The following is a 15,065-nucleotide window of genomic DNA, read 5'->3' on the forward strand; positions in this document are numbered from 1 at the left end:
GGCGATGCCGTGCGCCTTCCGGCGATCGGTGGGGAGAACATGGACGAGGGGAAGGCGCGGACGTCCGCGCCGCAGTGGTGGAGCCGCCCGCGCCCGGCCGGCGAGGCGCCGGCCGCCGCCGGACGCGCGGGCCGGCACGAGGGCCCGCAGTTCCTGGACGCGCCCCCGTTCCAGGCGGACGAGACGCCCCCCTCGGAGGCGGAAACGCACCTGCTGCCGCCGTACGGCCCGGAGGCGTCCGCGCCCGACGACTCACCGACGCGCCCGCTGCCGCCGTACGGCCAGGAAGAGTCTTCCGGCGCCGCGCCCTCGCACGCCCCGCAGGCGGGCCAGGACGCCGTACCCGGTGAGCCCGACGAGTCGGCGACGGCCCCGCTGCCCCCGTACCGCCCGGACGCGGCTTCCGCCGCCGGGCCGGGGGCCGACCGGCCCGACCGGGGGTCCGCGCCGTTGCCCGCGTCGGATGCGGCTTCCGGTGCCGCGCCGGGCGTCGGGCCGTCCGCTCAGGACACCACGCACCCGCTGCCCGCGTTCGGTACGGAAGAGGCTTTCAGTGCCGGGCCGGAGGCCGACCGGTCCGGCCAGGGGCACACGCCGCCGCCCGGGGGGTCCGCTCAGGACACCTCGCACGCTTCCGGTGCCGCCCCCGCCTACGGTGCCGACTCCCCTTCCGGCTCCGGGGCCGTTCCGTTGCACGCTCCCGATCCTTACGGCACGCCTCCGTACGGGCGGCCCGGGCCGTGGGCTCCTGCGCCGCCCGTTCAGCGGCCGGTCACGCCGCCGCAGGGCACGCCGCTGCCGCCGCAGGGGGCCGCCTTTGCGTCGTCCGGCATGACGCCGCCTCAAGGCACGCCGCTGCCGCCCGGAGGGCCCGCCGCGCCGCAGGGCGCCGCCTTCCCCCCGCCCGGCGTGACGCCGCCGCACGGCACTCCCGTGCCTCCCGCGGGGATGACGCCCGCGCACGGCACCCCGGCGCCGTGGCAGTACGACCCCTGGGCCGCGTCCGCGGCCCGTACCGCGGAGCCCGTTCCGGCGAAGCGCGGCCGCGGGCGGCTCCTCGCCGGGGCGCTGCTCGTGGCGCTGGTCGCCGGCGGCATCGGCGGCGGCGTCGGGGCGTATCTGGAGCGGGACGGCGCCATGGGCCGTCACGTCAGCCTGCCGCAGGCCACCGCGGACCGCTCGGCGCGCGCCCCGGGCAGCATCGCGGGCATCGCCGCCCGAGCCCTGCCGGGCGTGGTGACGATCCACGTCCGCGGCGGCAGCGACCAGGGCACCGGCACCGGCTTCGTCCTCGACAAGGAGGGCCGCATCCTCACGAACAACCACGTCGTGGAGCCCGCGGGAGCCGCCGGTGACATATCGGTGACGTTCAGCAGCGGTCAGACCGCCAAGGCCACCCTCGTGGGCCGGGACAGCAGCTACGACCTCGCCGTGATCAAGGTGTCGGGCGTGTCCGGCCTGACCCCCCTCGCCCTCGGCAATTCCGACTCCGTCCGCGTCGGCGACTCCGTGATCGCCATCGGCGCCCCGTACGACCTCGCGGGCACGGTCACGACGGGGATCATCAGCGCCAAGGAGCGCCCGATCACCGCGGGCGGCCGGAAGGGGGACGGCAGCGACGTCAGCTATGTCGACGCCCTGCAGACCGACGCCCCGATAAACCCGGGCAATTCGGGCGGCCCGCTGGTGGACTCGGAGGCCCGGGTCATCGGCATCAACAGCGCGATCCGCTCCGCGGGCGACAGCGGCGAGCTCGGCGGCGGCCAGGGCGGCAGCATCGGCCTGGGCTTCGCCATACCGATCAACCAGGCCAAGCGGGTGGCCGAGGAGCTCATCAACACCGGCAAGGCCACCCACCCGGTCATCGGCGTGACGCTGGACATGGGGTATTCGGGCGACGGCGCCCGGGTGAACACCAAGAGCGGCGACAGTGCGCCCGTCACTCCCGGCGGCCCGGGCGACAAGGCCGGCCTCCGGCCGAACGACGTGATCAAAAAGGTCGACGGAGTGGCCGTGCGCAGCGGCCAGGAGCTTATCGTCAAGATCCGCAGTCATCGTCCGGGCGACCGGCTCACGCTGACCGTGGAGCGGGACGGCCAGGAGCGGGCGGTCGAGCTGACCCTCGGCTCCGCGGGCGCCCGCTGACGCCCGCGTCCTCCGGGGCCGGCCCGCGGCGGGCCCCCGGACCGTCCGCCGGCGTCGGCTTTGGCCTGATCTTGCCCCAGGTGTATCCCTTCGACCCCGCAGGGCCAGGTACCGTGATAGGTGGCCTGGACCGTCGGCCATTGACGCATCAAGGAGCTTCAACGTGCTCGACATAGGACCCCTCGAGCTGGTCGCGCTCGTGGTGCTCGCTGTGCTCATCTTCGGCCCCGACAAGCTGCCGAAGATGATCCAGGACGTGTCCCGCACGCTGCGCAAGATCCGGCAGTTCTCCGAGAGCGCCAAGGAGGACATCCGCTCCGAGCTGGGCCCCGAGTTCAAGGACTTCGAGTTCGAGGACCTCAACCCCAAGACGTTCGTCCGCAAGCACGTGCTGGACAAGGACGAGCTGGGCCTGAAGGAGATCCGCAACGGCTTCGACCTCAAGTCGGAGATGACGGAGGTCGCCGACGCCGTCCACGGCCGCGGCGGCGACACGACGGCGGCCCCGGCCTCCGGAGCCGCCCAGGCTCCCTCGAACGGCGGCTCCCCCCGCCCGGACCTGCTCAAGAAGCAGGACAAGCCGGACCCGGGAGAGCGTCCTCCGTTCGACTCCGACGCCACCTGAGTTCCGCGCATCCCGTGCGCCATTGACGGGGGTGGCTATCCTCCCTGTGTTTGGGGTGAAGTCGTCCGAGGGGGGCGGGCTCGCCCAGGACACCGGGCAACAAGGAGGCGCCGCGCAGATGGAGACGACGAGTCGGGTTGGGGCTCAAGGGGCCGGCACGGCCGACGCGTCCGCCGTGGACGCCGCAGCGCAGGACGCACCGGGCGTGCCCGCCGACAGGCGGGCGGCCGACGGCTATCTGCAGGCGTCGTTCCCGTGGTACGGCCTGGACGAGGCCTACACCGGGCCGCGCTGGCTGATGCAGGTCGGCACCGCCGCCGACGGGACGGTGGAGCACGGCGCCACGGGCCACGGCGAGGAGCCCACGCTGCGCAGCGAGCGCGCCGATCCCCACGCCGCCAAGCAGCGCTTCGCGGTCGTCGTGACCGTCGCCAGCCGCCCCGGCCGCCGCAGCGCCGACGGCACGGGCGTCCTGGAGGCCACCTCGGTCTCCTCCGCGGCGTGGCTGGCCGGGTCGGGGCTGCTGTCGTGCACCTGGCCCGCGCAGATGGAGCGGGCGCTGCGGCAGGACTGGCTCGACCAGCAGACGGCCCTCGCCTGGGAGCTGGCGGACCACCTGGACGACTCGGCGTGGTCGACGCTGTCGCTCCCGGTGGACGGCGTGCCCACCGACTTCCGTTACCGCGAGTCGGAGTACGGCTGGGTGCTCGCCGGCTCCGCCGCGGACGAGCGCGGCGACGGCCGCCCCGGTGCGGCCGGTGCCGGCGGAGGGGTGCACATCGGGGCGTACGGCCGGGGCATGAGCGCCTACGGCATGGGCTTCTCAGTGATCAAGGACATCACGGCCTACCGGGGCTGACCGCCGCCGCGCCGGCTCCCGGCGGGGCCGCCGGGTCACCCGCCGGGCCCTCCCGGGCTGCGCGTGCCGTTGGGCCGGGCTTGAATTTCCGGCAGGGGGCAGCCGCACTCGGAGAGGTGATCAGCCATGCCAGGCAAGTTCGAGATGTACGAGGACAACTCCGGCAAGTACCGCTACCGCCTGAAGGCGGGCAACGGCGAGATCATCGCCGTCGGCGAGTCGTACAACAGCCGGTCGGCCTGTGAGAAGGGCATCGAGTCCGTGAAGCAGAACGCGGCCTCGGCACCCGTGAAGGACCTGGGGCACCAGGGCTAGCGGCGCAGCGCCGGTGCGCGGGCAGGGCCGCAGAGCAGCCTGCCCGCGCACCGGCGCGACCCGTCAGAACTTGTTGCGCGGGGTAATGCCCAGCGACATGCCGGACAGGCCGCGCTGCCGGCCGCCGAGCTTGCCGGCGATGGCGCGCAGCGCCGCGCCCGCCGGGGACTCCGGGTCCGTCAGGACCACCGGCTTGCCCTCGTCGCCGCCCTCGCGCAGGCGGACGTCGATGGGGATGGAGCCCAGGACGGGCACGGTGGCGCCCGTGGTGCGGGTCAGGCCGTCGGCGACGACCTGGCCGCCACCGGTGCCGAAGACGTCGACCATCTCGTCGCAGTGGGGACACGGCAGCCCGGACATGTTCTCCACGACGCCGACGATCTTCTGGTGCGTCTGCACGGCGATCGAGCCGGCCCGCTCGGCGACCTCGGCGGCCGCCTGCTGAGGCGTCGTCACGACGAGGATCTCTGCGTTCGGCACCAGCTGCGCGACCGAGATCGCGATGTCGCCCGTGCCCGGGGGCAGGTCGAGCAGCAGGACGTCCAGGTCGCCCCAGTAGACGTCGGCGAGGAACTGCTGGAGGGCGCGGTGGAGCATCGGGCCGCGCCACACCACCGGGGCGTTGCCCGGGGTGAACATGCCGATGGAGATGACCTTCACGCCGTTCGCCGACGGCGGCATGATCATGTTCTCGACCTGGGTGGGGCGGCCCTCCGCGCCGAGCATGCGCGGGACGGAGTGGCCGTAGATGTCCGCGTCCACGACGCCGACCTTCAGCCCGTCGGCCGCCATGGCCGCCGCGAGGTTGACCGTGACGGAGGACTTCCCGACGCCGCCCTTGCCGGACGCGACCGCGTAGACCCGGGTGAGCGAGCCCGGCTTGGCGAAGGGCACCTCGCGCTCGGCCGTGCCGCCGCGCAGGGAGGCCGCCAGCTCGCGGCGCTGCTCGTCGCTCATGACGTCGAGCTCGACCGTCACGCCCGTGACGCCGGTGACGCCCGATACGGCGTCCCGCACCCGGCTGACGATCGTCTCCCGCATGGGGCAGCCGGAGACCGTCAGGTAGACCGCCACCGCGACCGAACCGTCCGCCGCGATCTCCACCGATTTGACCATCCCCAGGTCGGTGATGGGTCGCTGGATCTCGGGGTCGTTCACCGTCGCGAGCGCGGCGCGGACCGCGTCCTCGCTCGGAGACGTTCCGTTCGTGTCGGTAGCCATACGGACGATGGTACGGCGCGTGAGGGGGCCTCCGGAAAGGGCCGTCAGCGGTCGCGTTCCTCACTCTCCGCGGGGAATACGCGGCGCTGTTCCAGATCCTTGACGAGCTCCTGGAACTCGGAGCGGATCCAGTCGCGCGTCGCGACCTCGCCGAGGCCCATCCGCAGCGCGGCGATCTCCCGGGTGAGGTACTCCGTGTCCGCGATCGACCGCTCGTTCTGCTTGCGGTCCTGCTCCAGGTTGACCCGGTCGCGGTCGTCCTGGCGGTTCTGCGCGAGGAGGATCAGCGGCGCCGCGTAGGAGGCCTGCAGCGACAGCATCAGGGTCAGGAAGATGAAGGGATAGTTGTCGAACCGCAGGTGCCCGGGGACGGTGGTGTTCCACACGACCCACAGGATGATGACGACCGTCATCCAGACGATGAACCGCCCCGTCCCCAGGAAGCGCGCGATCCGCTCCGAGGTCCGCCCGAACGCCTCCGGGTCGTACTCCGGCAGCCAGCCGCGCCGCTTGACCCGCGGCAGGTCCAGCCGGACGCGCGGGCGGGGGTGCGGGTGGGGGTGCACGGACTCCGACTGCGCCCGGACGCGCTCGGCCCGGTCGGGGCGGTGCCCCGGGGTGCCCTCGCGTCCCCGCTCACTGCCCGCCATCGACGGCCTCCGGCAGCTCGGTCATGCCCGGCGCCCCGTGGTGCAGCTCGGTCTCGCGCCAGTCCTCGGGCAGCAGGTGGTCCAGGACGTCGTCGACGGTGACCGCCCCCAGCAGGGAGCCGCTCTCGTCGACGACGGGCGCGGCGACCATGTTGTACGTCGCCAGGTAGCTGGTGACGGCCGGCAGCGGGGTGCCCGGCGGCAGGGGCCGCAGGTCGGTGTCCACGATCGAGCCGACCAGCGTGAAGGGCGGGTCGCGCAGGAGCCGCTGGAAGTGGACCGTGCCCAGGTACTTGCCGGTGGGGGTCTCGTCCGGCGGCCGGCACACGTACACCTGGGCGGCCAGCGCGGGGGAGAGGTCGCGGTTGCGCACGCGCGCGAGGGCGTCGGCGACGGTCGCGTCCGGGCGCAGCACGATCGGCTCGGTCGTCATCAGACCGCCCGCGGTGCGCTCCTCGTACGCCAGGAGCCGGCGCACGTCCGCCGCCTCGTCCGGCTGCATGAGGGTCAGCAGCCGCTCCTTGTCGTCCTCCGGGAGCTCCGAGAGCAGGTCGGCCGCGTCGTCCGGGTCCATGGCCTCCAGGACGTCCGCGGCGCGCTCCTCCTTGAGCTTGCCGAGGATCTCGATCTGGTCGTCCTCCGGGAGCTCCTCCAGGACGTCCGCGAGCCGGTCGTCGTCCAGCGCCGCCGCGACCTCCGAGCGGCGCTTGGGAGAGAGGTGGTGCAGGACGCTGGCGAGGTCGGCGGGGCGCAGCCGCTCGAACGTCGCCAGGAGGCTCGCGGCGCCCTGCCCGTGCTCCTCCAGGGAGAAGCCGGTGACGGCCGACCACTCGACGGTGAGCGTCTCGCCCTTGCGGCGCAGCGCCCCGCCCTTGCCGCGGCGCACGAAGACCTTGTCGATCTCCCAGTCGCGGCGGGCGGGCAGCTGGATGATCGCTACATCGAGGACGGTCACCTCCTCGCCCCCGTCGACCAGACGTACGCGCCGGTCGAGCAGCTCGCCGAGGACCAGGGTCTCGGTGGGGCGCTGTTCGAAGCGCCGCATGTTGATCACGCCGGTGGTGATGACCTGGCCGGACTCCACGCCCGTCACCCGCGTCATGGGCAGGAAGATCCGGCGGCGGCTGACGACCTCCACGACCAGGCCCAGCACGCGGGGCGGCCGGCCGCCGACGCGGAGCATCGCGACGAGGTCCTGGACGCGGCCCACCTGGTCGCCGTTGGGGTCGAAGACCGCCACGCCCGAGAGGTGCGACACGAAGACCCGGTGGGCGCCTGCCGCCATGCCGCACACCTCCTCCGTGGTCCGGTGTCCGGTTCAGGCTAACGTGACCGGGTTCTCCCCGGCGCGGGGGAGACGCCCGTCCGGACTGCTTGCTTCCGCCTGCGGGCGGCACGGGTACGCTGCCGTACTCCAGCGGCTGAACAGGGCTGAACAGGAGGCAGGAGCGACGTGCGAACCCGGAAGGCGGCTCTCGTGGGAGCGCTGTGCGCCGGCCTGTCCGTGGCGCTCACCGCCTGCGGCGGTGGTGGTGGTGCCAAGGACCCCGACGCCGGGACCAACGGCGTCGGCAGGCTCGACCCCGCGAAGATCCAGGACAAGGCGCGCTCGGCGGCGCGGGAGGCCTCCTCCGTCCACCTCTCCGGCAGCGTCGTCAGCCAGGGGCGCACGTACAAGCTCGACATGCGGCTGAAGCGGGACGGCGGGACGGGCCGGGTCGCCTCCGACGCCAGCACCTTCGAGCTGCTGCGGGTCGGCGACGAGCTCTTCCTCAAGGCCCCGGCGGCGTTCTGGTCGCGCGGCGACAAGGACGCCAAGGACGGCAAGGGGGACGGCGCGGCCGCCGCGGGCAAGCTGGAGAAGAAGTACGTGAAGGTGCCGACCGGCGACCCCGCCTACCAGCAGTTCAAGGGCTTCACCGACAAGGACGTCCTGCTCGACGGGCTCATCGGCCTGCACGGCAAGCTCGCCCGCGGGGAGCACGGCACGGTGGCCGGCGTCCCGACCATCCGGGTCAACGGCGCCGGCGGCTCGGGCGGCACGCTCGACGTCTCCCTCATGGACACGCCGTACCCCCTGCGGGTGCGGCGCGCGGGCGGGGCGGGCCAGCTGGAACTGTCCGACTGGGGCAAGGACTTCGCCCTGACGCCCCCGCCGAAGCAGGACACGGTCGACTACGGCAAGCGCATCCCCGCCGCGGGCGAGGGCGCGTCACTGCCGGGCCCGGCGAAGTAGCTCCGCGGCTCGCGCCGCCTCTCGGCGTACCGGGCCTCTCGCTCGGCCACGCCATGTGTTTCCGCCACGATGGCGAGACGCCCGACGGCGGTGTCCGGCGGTGCCGGGCTGTGCGCAACTCTCGGAGCAAGGCCGGTCCGGCACCGCCGCTCAGGTGCGTCCCGGCCGGGCGCCGCTGCGGCGGAGGCATGCGGGGCGCCCGGAACGACAGCGGCTCCTAGCGGCCTGCGCGGCGGCCCTTCCGGAGGAGTTTCGGCAGAGCCGCAGGCATCGGGCGGCGCGTCGTCGCCGGTGTCGGGAGCGGACGGGCCGCCAGGGCCGTGTCCGGGAGCGCCGCCGTGGCCCCGGACGGCTCCAGGCGCAGGACGCGGCAGCCCTCCGCCCACCGCTCCGTGATCCGCTCCGCGTCCGGCGCGTTGAGCCGCTTCGCCTTCAGCTCGGCGACCGCCGCCGTCCACGCCTCGCCCCCCGCCGGGAGCTCGGCGACGCGCGCGGTCCAGGAGACCAGGCGCCCGCCCTTGTCCTTGCTGCGGACGGTCACCGTCGCCTCGGCGCCGTCGGCGAGCCCGAGGTCGTCCAGCGGCTGCTCACCGGTGCCGCCCACGAGGTGGACCGCACCCTCGTGCCACACGTGCCACAGCGCACGGCTCGGCCCCGCCGGTCCCTGCACCCAGATGAGGCCGGACTTCTTCGTGGCCTCCTCGATGAGCGCCCGGTCGAGCAGCTCCTGCGTCTGTGTCATGCGGCCTACTTTATGCGCCGGTGCCCGCGACCAGGAGATCTACCCTGGACGGGTGACCAGTGCCCCTACGCGCAGCGACGCCCCGACCGGCGCGACCGCCGCCGGGGCGGAGACCGCCCACCCTCACCCCCACCCCGCCGTCCGTGCGGACCTCTTCCTGCTCGCGATCGCCGTCTCCGGCCTCTCCCTGTCGGCTCCCCTGATCGCCGCGACCGCCGCCCCCGCCCTGGCCATCGCCTTCTGGCGCAACGCCATGGCCGTGGGCGCCCTGACCCCCGTCGCGCTCGTCCGGCACCGCGCCGAGCTCCGCGGCATCGGCCGCCGGAACCTGCTGCTGGCCGTGGCCGCGGGCGCGCTCCTGGCCGTGCACTTCGGGGTGTGGCTGCCGAGCCTGCACATGACGTCGGTGGCGTCCTCGACCGCGCTGGTCACCACCACCCCGATCTGGACGACGCTCCTGATGCGCCTGCGCGGCCACCGGCCGCCGGCGCTGGTGTGGGCGGGCACCGCCCTGGCCTTCCTGGGCGTGGTGATGCTGACCGGCGTCGACCTGTCCCTGTCACCGCGGGCCCTCGCGGGCGACGCGCTGGCCCTGGCCGGCGGCATGGCGGCCGCCGGGTACGTCCTGCTGGGCGCGGAGGTGCGCCGGACGGTGGGCACGGTCACGTACAGCTACGTCTGCTACGCGACGACGACCGTCCTGCTGCTCGCCGCGTGCCTGCTCTCCGGCTCGTCCCTCGCGGGCTACAGCGGGGACACCTGGCTGAAGCTGGCCCTGCTGACGGTCACCGCGCAGCTGCTCGGGCACTCGCTGATCAACCGCGTGGTCAAGGGGCTCGGCCCGTCCGTGACCTCGACGGCGATCCTCCTGGAGACCCCCGGCGCGGCCCTGATCGCCGCGCTGTGGCTGGGGCAGACCCCGCCCGTCGCCTCCTATCCGGCGCTGGCGGTGATCCTGGCCGGGCTGGGCCTCGTCATCATGGCCGGCCGCGCGGAGAAGAAGGGCTGGAGCCAGGCGAGGAAAGGCTAGAGCCAGCCGTTCCGCTTGAAGCCGCGGTGGATCGTCACACAGATGGCGACCGTGACGACCATGACCGCCGGATAGCCGTACTTCCAGTGCAGCTCCGGCATGTGGTCGAAGTTCATCCCGTAGATCCCGGCGATCATCGTCGGGACGGCGAAGATCGCCGCCCATGACGTGATCTTCCGCATGTCCTCGTTCTGGGCCACCGACGCCTGCGCGAGGTTGGCCTGGAGGATGGAGTTCAGCAGGTCGTCGAAGGACAGGACCTGCTCGTGGACGCGGGCGAGGTGGTCGGCGACGTCCCGGAAGTACTTCTGGATGTCCGGGTCGACCAGCCGCATCGGCCGCTCGCTGAGCTGCTGCATCGGCCGCAGCAGCGGGGCCACCGCCCGCTTGAACTCCAGTACCTCGCGCTTGAGCTGGTAGATCCGGCCCGCGTCGCCGCCGCGCGAGGCGCCCTTGCCGGCGGGCGAGAAGACGTCGATCTCCACCTCGTCGATGTCGTCCTGCACCGCGTCGGCGACGGCGATGTAGCCGTCCACGACCTGGTCGGCGATCGCGTGCAGGACGGCGGAGGGGCCCTTGGACAGCAGCTCCGGGTCGTCCTGGAGGCGGTGGCGCAGCGCGCGCAGCGAGCCCTGGCCGCCGTGCCGGACGGTGATGATGAAGTCCGGCCCGGTGAAGCACATCACCTCGCCGGTCTCGACGACCTCGCTGGTCGCGGTGAGCTCGGCGTGCTCGACGTAGTGGATGGTCTTGAAGACGGTGAACAGCGTGTCGTCGTAACGTTCCAGCTTGGGCCGCTGGTGGGCGTGGACGGCGTCCTCCACGGCGAGCGGGTGCAGCCCGAACACCGCGGCGATGCCCGAGAACTCACGCTCCGTCGGCTCGTGCAGCCCGATCCAGGCGAAGCCGCCGCCGGCCCGCACCCGGCGCATCGCCTCGGCGGGGCTGACGTGGTCGCTGAGGCGCTTGCCGTCGCGGTAGACGGCGCAGTCGACGACCGCACTGCTGACGGACGGGTCCCGGGTCGAGTCGTACTCGTACGGCAGGGCGCTGCGGCGCAGGGCGGGACGGACGACCTCGCGCAGATCACGGATCATCGACATGGCAGGGCTCCTTCACGGGCCGGCCGCCAGCCGGTGCGGAGCGCGAGTGCAACGCGGCCCGGAACGTGGACGTGAGGCCCTGAACGGCGGGAGGCCGTGTGCGGGACACGTCCGCAAATCGGACGGCGCTTCGTGCGGTGCGGCGAGGCTGACGGCAGTGCGCGGAGAACTTCGCAGGGAAGCAGAGAACTTCGCGGAGAACACGGAACAAAGCGGGACGAAGGCGCTCTTCCGTCGGCGCTGCGGGCGCGAAAGAACTTCCGGGAAAACGTCGGCGGCACTGCCGAGGGCGGAAGATCTCAGATCACGAGGAGTGCGTCCGGAGCGAAGGGACGGGAGAACTGCCGGTACTGCACGGTCGACTAGGATCCACCGCAGCCCCACCTCCTCCGGCCGGTCCCCGCTGAGGGACGAACGTAACTCCCTGACCAGAGGTCAAGGCTAGCAGCCACTTGACCCGTCCATACCCTCCTTTGCCCGTTCGATACGCGTTCTATGCTCACTGCATGTCAGACGTTCTCGCACTGGTCGAGGCCCGGCTCCGGACAGCCCTGGGCGAACCGGACGCGCGCGCAGCGGTGACCTTCCTCGGCACGGACCGGATCGAGGTCCTCCGCTTCCATGACGGGGACGTCGTGCGCTACGCCACGCTCGGCATGTCCGCCCAGCCGATGGCCGACCCGACGGCCGTGGTCGCGGACCCGCTCCGCGGGCCCCGCGCCGAGCTGGTCCTCTCCGTCCGCGCCGGCCTCGCCGACACGGACAAGGTGCTGCGGCCGCTGGCCGTCCTCGCCGCCTCGCCCCAGGTGGAGGGCCTGGTCGTCGCGCCCGGCGCCTCGCTCGACACCGGTGAACCGCTCTGGCCCGGGGCGCCCTTCACCTCCGTCCTCGTCGCCGGGTCCGGCGGCCTGGTCGAGGACCTGGAGCTGGACGAGCCGATGGACCCCGTCCGCTTCCTCCCCCTGCTGCCCATGACCCCCAACGAGGCGGCCTGGAAGAGGGTGCAGGGAGCGTCCGCGCTGGAGGAGCGGTGGCTGAGGAACGGCACCGACCTGCGTGACCCGATGCGCTCCGGGGTACCCCTGGGATGACCGGCCGGGCCGCCGACGTCCGGACGGGTGATCGTCCTTGACGCGGCGGCGGCCTGGGAGGACCGTTGGAGGTTATGAGGGGCGAACCCAGTTGCCCGAAGTGCGGTGGCCGGGTGCGAGCGCCCGGTCTCTTCGCCGACTCCTGGCAGTGCGACGTCCACGGCACGGTGCACCCTCTGCAGCCCGTCGTCCCGCCGAGCGTGGAGGCCCTGGCCGTCGTCGTCAACCGGGCCCGGGTGCCCGTGTGGATGCCCTGGCCCCTGCCCGTCGGCTGGCTCTTCACCGGCGTGGTCTGCGCGGGGGACGACCGCAGCGGCGGGCGGGCCACCGCCGTCGCCTGCTCCGGCCCCAGCCCCCTCGGCGGCCCCGGTGAGCTGCTGCTCGTGGCCGAGGAGCTCGGCGTCGGCCTCGGCGCGCGCTACGCGGGCGTCGCGGGCCCCGACCCCGGCCCCTACCTCCGCGTCGACCGCTCCCCGCACGCCAAGGTCCACGCCGCCGGCCGCCCCACCCCCCTCTGGCATGTCGAGGGCGCCCCGGAGGACCGCGCCGTCTTCGCGGGCGAGGCGCGCGGGCTGTGGCTGTGGGCCGTGGTCTGGCCGGAGCAGTCGGGCCTGCTGATGTACGACGAGCTGGTCCTCACGGACCTGCGGGACGCGGGAGCGGAAGTCGACCTCCTGCCGTGCGGGGCGCTGTCGCCGCGCTTGCTGCCGCCGGCGGGGCGCTAGCCCGCCGGACCGGCGGTCTGCTGCCGTCTGCCGCTCTCGTTCCGCCGCGGCGGCGATCCGGCACAGCGGAGGTGTCCGGCGGTGCCGTACGAGCTCAGGTGCGCTCGGCACCGCCGGGTTCCACCGTGGTGGTTGCGCGCCGCCGCGGCGGATGAACAGCGCGGGGGCGTCCTCGGCCGGCGGCCGAGCAGCCCGGGCGGGCCCGGGAGTCCCCGGCCGAGGGCCGGGCCGTCCCCCGGGCGGGTGCCCGGCTCGCGCGGCGTGCGGACCCGGCGGTCCGCGCGCGGCCCGGTGCGAGCCTTCGCGCCGGTTATCCTGAACCGGTCCCTGTCCGCCGCCCGTCGTGAGGAGTCGTGTCGTGCGCATCGACCTGCACACCCACTCCACGGCCTCGGACGGCACGGACACCCCCGCCGAGCTGGTCCGCAACGCGGCCGCCGCCGGGCTGGACGTCGTGGCGCTCACCGACCACGACGGCGTCGGCGGTCACGCCGAGGCCATCGCGGCGCTCCCCGCCGGGCTGACCCTCGTCACCGGCGCGGAGCTCTCCTGCAGGCTCGGCGGCCCGGACGGCTTCAGCGTCCACATGCTTGCCTACCTCTTCGACCCGCTGGAGCCCGAGCTGGCCCGCGAGCGGGACCTCGTCCGCGACGACCGCGTCCCCCGCGCCCGCGCCATGGTCACCAAGCTCAACGAGCTCGGCGTCCCGGTCAGCTGGGAGCGCGTGGCGCAGATCGCGGGCGACGGCGCCGTCGGCCGGCCGCACGTGGCCACCGCCATGGTCGAGCTGGGTGTCGTGGACAGCGTCTCCGACGCCTTCACCTCCGAGTGGCTCTCCGGTGACGGCCGCGCCTTCGTCGAGAAGCACGAGCTGGACCCCTTCGACGCGATCCGCCTGGTCAAGGCGGCCGGCGGGGTCACCGTCCTGGCGCACCCGTTCGCGCTCAAGCGCGGCAACTGCGCCTCCGAGAGCGCGATAGCCGAGCTGGCCTCGGCCGGGCTCGACGGCATCGAGGTCGACCACATGGACCACGACGCCCCGACCCGCGCCCGGCTGCGCGGCCTGGCCGCCGACCTCTCCCTGCTGACCACCGGCTCCAGCGACTACCACGGCAGCCGCAAGACCTGCGCGCTCGGCGAGTTCACGACCGATCCGGAAATCTACGGCGAGATCACGCGCCGGGCCACGGGCGCGTTCCCCGTCCCCGGCGCCGGCGGCTGACCGCCCCCACCCCTCTTCCGGGCCGGTCGCGTCCGCACGTCCCCATCCCAGTGATGCCGTGCGCGGGTGACCGCGCCCGTACGCCCCCGCCCGCGTCCGTACGCCCGTACGGGCCCGGAGGGCGTCCCCCGCACCTGCTCGCACCACCCACTCCCGCAAGGCTCAACTGTGTTCGACTTCGCCGTCTTCGGATCCCTCTTTCTCACCCTTTTTGTGATCATGGACCCGCCGGGGATCACCCCGATCTTCCTGGCGCTCACCTCGGGTCGCCCGGCCAAGGTCCAGCGCCGGATGGCCTGGCAGGCGGCCGCGGTCGCCTTCGGCGTGATCACCGTCTTCGGCCTCTGCGGCCAGCAGATCCTGGACTACCTGCACATCACCACCCCCGCCCTGATGATCGCGGGCGGTCTGCTCCTGCTGCTGATCGCGCTGGACCTGCTCACGGGCAAGTCGGAGGAGCCGACGCAGACCAAGGACGTCAACGTGGCGCTCGTGCCGCTCGGCATGCCGCTGCTGGCGGGCCCGGGTGCGATCGTCTCGGTGATCCTCGCGGTGCAGCACGCGGACTCCGTCGCCGGGCAGATCTCGGTGTGGTCGGCGATCGCCGCCATGCACATCGTGCTGTGGCTGGTGATGCGCTACTCGCTGCTGATCATCCGGGTGATCAAGGACGGTGGCGTGGTGCTGGTGACGCGGCTCGCGGGCATGATGCTCTCGGCGCTCGCCGTCCAGCAGATCATCAACGGCATCACGCAGGTGATCGCGGCCAAGTAGCGGCCCCGCCGCACAGGCCGCGAACGGCGACACCCCCGTACGGACAGTCCGTACGGGGGTGTCGCCGTTCGCGAAGGAGCGTCGGCGCTGCTGTGCCCGCTACTGTGCCGCGGAGGTGGCTGGGCGGATGTAGATGCGCTGGCCGGTGAAAGCGGCCTGCTGCACGATCCGGTTGACGGAGGCGGCGTCCACGACGGTGCTGTCGACGGCCGAGCCGTCGACGTCGTCCAGGCGCATGATTTCGAAGCGCAAGGCTTCTCCCTTCGTCTGATCCTCCTGAGGAGAACTGCATGGCTGACGGAGCACGCCGCGTCTGCGGGGCGCGTT

General features: G+C 73.4%; 16 protein-coding genes. 10 read left to right on the top strand and 6 right to left on the bottom strand.

The annotated features are described in order from the left end of the window. Positions 1 to 39: 39 nt before the first annotated feature. From ACFPP6_RS16265 to ACFPP6_RS16280, 4 genes are all read left to right on the top strand, one after another. Positions 40 to 2,145: a S1C family serine protease gene (locus ACFPP6_RS16265; protein WP_382042238.1), complete on the top strand. Its 2,106-nt coding sequence runs from the start codon at positions 40 to 42 to the stop codon at positions 2,143 to 2,145. A gap of 163 nt (positions 2,146 to 2,308) precedes the next feature. Next, the gene (locus ACFPP6_RS16270) at positions 2,309 to 2,770 is read left to right on the top strand and encodes a sec-independent translocase (protein ID WP_382042241.1); all 462 of its coding nucleotides are present in this window, start codon (positions 2,309 to 2,311) and stop codon (positions 2,768 to 2,770) included. 118 nt (positions 2,771 to 2,888) lie between these two features. Then, positions 2,889 to 3,629, top strand: a complete 741-nt coding sequence (locus tag ACFPP6_RS16275) for a hypothetical protein (RefSeq protein ID WP_382042243.1) — start codon at positions 2,889 to 2,891, stop codon at positions 3,627 to 3,629. A gap of 126 nt (positions 3,630 to 3,755) precedes the next feature. Continuing rightward, positions 3,756 to 3,944, top strand: a complete 189-nt coding sequence (locus tag ACFPP6_RS16280; RefSeq protein WP_336010085.1) for a YegP family protein — start codon at positions 3,756 to 3,758, stop codon at positions 3,942 to 3,944. 63 nt (positions 3,945 to 4,007) lie between these two features. Here the strand turns inward: ACFPP6_RS16280 and ACFPP6_RS16285 are convergent, their stop codons facing one another. The 3 genes from ACFPP6_RS16285 to ACFPP6_RS16295 are packed head-to-tail and all read right to left on the bottom strand — an operon-like array spanning position 4,008 to position 7,100. Beyond that, positions 4,008 to 5,165 (bottom strand): Mrp/NBP35 family ATP-binding protein, encoded by a 1,158-nt coding sequence (locus ACFPP6_RS16285; RefSeq protein WP_382042246.1) that lies wholly within the window; start codon positions 5,163 to 5,165, stop codon positions 4,008 to 4,010. A 44-nt stretch (positions 5,166 to 5,209) separates the two neighbouring features. After that, a complete protein-coding gene (locus tag ACFPP6_RS16290; protein ID WP_382042248.1) occupies positions 5,210 to 5,815 on the bottom strand; it encodes a DUF1003 domain-containing protein in 606 nt (201 codons plus the stop codon). Next, positions 5,802 to 7,100 (bottom strand): magnesium transporter MgtE N-terminal domain-containing protein, encoded by a 1,299-nt coding sequence (locus tag ACFPP6_RS16295; RefSeq protein WP_382042251.1) that lies wholly within the window; start codon positions 7,098 to 7,100, stop codon positions 5,802 to 5,804. Before ACFPP6_RS16295 ends, ACFPP6_RS16290 begins: the two co-directional genes overlap by 14 nt. A gap of 168 nt (positions 7,101 to 7,268) precedes the next feature. Here ACFPP6_RS16295 and ACFPP6_RS16300 point away from each other — a divergent pair, with 168 nt between their 5' ends. Further along, positions 7,269 to 8,051: a hypothetical protein gene (locus ACFPP6_RS16300; protein WP_382042253.1), complete on the top strand. Its 783-nt coding sequence runs from the start codon at positions 7,269 to 7,271 to the stop codon at positions 8,049 to 8,051. Between the two features lie 217 nt (positions 8,052 to 8,268). On the opposite strand, the gene ACFPP6_RS16305 is transcribed toward ACFPP6_RS16300, so the two are convergent. After that, complete coding sequence (locus ACFPP6_RS16305) at positions 8,269 to 8,793, bottom strand: hypothetical protein (RefSeq protein WP_382042256.1); 525 nt, start codon at positions 8,791 to 8,793, stop codon at positions 8,269 to 8,271. Here ACFPP6_RS16305 and ACFPP6_RS16310 point away from each other — a divergent pair. Beyond that, positions 8,792 to 9,823, top strand: a complete 1,032-nt coding sequence (locus ACFPP6_RS16310) for a DMT family transporter (protein WP_382042259.1) — start codon at positions 8,792 to 8,794, stop codon at positions 9,821 to 9,823. The two genes, ACFPP6_RS16305 and ACFPP6_RS16310, sit on opposite strands and share 2 nt — an antisense overlap. On the opposite strand, the gene ACFPP6_RS16315 is transcribed toward ACFPP6_RS16310, so the two are convergent. Then, the gene (locus ACFPP6_RS16315) at positions 9,820 to 10,926 is read right to left on the bottom strand and encodes a magnesium and cobalt transport protein CorA (protein WP_382042262.1); all 1,107 of its coding nucleotides are present in this window, start codon (positions 10,924 to 10,926) and stop codon (positions 9,820 to 9,822) included. The genes ACFPP6_RS16310 and ACFPP6_RS16315 overlap by 4 nt on opposite strands. A gap of 506 nt (positions 10,927 to 11,432) precedes the next feature. Between ACFPP6_RS16315 and ACFPP6_RS16320 the strand changes: the two genes are divergently transcribed. The 4 genes from ACFPP6_RS16320 to ACFPP6_RS16335 all read left to right on the top strand — a co-directional run bounded on the left by ACFPP6_RS16320 (position 11,433) and on the right by ACFPP6_RS16335 (position 14,738). Next, positions 11,433 to 12,017, top strand: a complete 585-nt coding sequence (locus ACFPP6_RS16320) for a suppressor of fused domain protein (RefSeq protein ID WP_382042264.1) — start codon at positions 11,433 to 11,435, stop codon at positions 12,015 to 12,017. Positions 12,018 to 12,091: 74 nt separating this feature from the next. Beyond that, positions 12,092 to 12,742: a DUF6758 family protein gene (locus ACFPP6_RS16325; RefSeq protein ID WP_058046115.1), complete on the top strand. Its 651-nt coding sequence runs from the start codon at positions 12,092 to 12,094 to the stop codon at positions 12,740 to 12,742. Positions 12,743 to 13,100: 358 nt separating this feature from the next. Beyond that, on the top strand, positions 13,101 to 13,964 hold the full coding sequence (locus tag ACFPP6_RS16330) for a PHP domain-containing protein (RefSeq protein WP_382042267.1): 864 nt from the start codon (positions 13,101 to 13,103) through the stop codon (positions 13,962 to 13,964). A gap of 168 nt (positions 13,965 to 14,132) precedes the next feature. Further along, positions 14,133 to 14,738 (top strand): MarC family protein, encoded by a 606-nt coding sequence (locus ACFPP6_RS16335; protein ID WP_382042269.1) that lies wholly within the window; start codon positions 14,133 to 14,135, stop codon positions 14,736 to 14,738. 99 nt (positions 14,739 to 14,837) lie between these two features. On the opposite strand, the gene ACFPP6_RS16340 is transcribed toward ACFPP6_RS16335, so the two are convergent. Further along, complete coding sequence (locus tag ACFPP6_RS16340; protein WP_179082509.1) at positions 14,838 to 14,990, bottom strand: hypothetical protein; 153 nt, start codon at positions 14,988 to 14,990, stop codon at positions 14,838 to 14,840. Between the last annotated feature and the right edge of the window lie 75 nt (positions 14,991 to 15,065).

Origin of the sequence: Streptomyces aureoversilis, assembly GCF_042657885.1 — a bacterium.
GTDB lineage: Bacteria > Actinomycetota > Actinomycetes > Streptomycetales > Streptomycetaceae > Streptomyces > Streptomyces aureoversilis.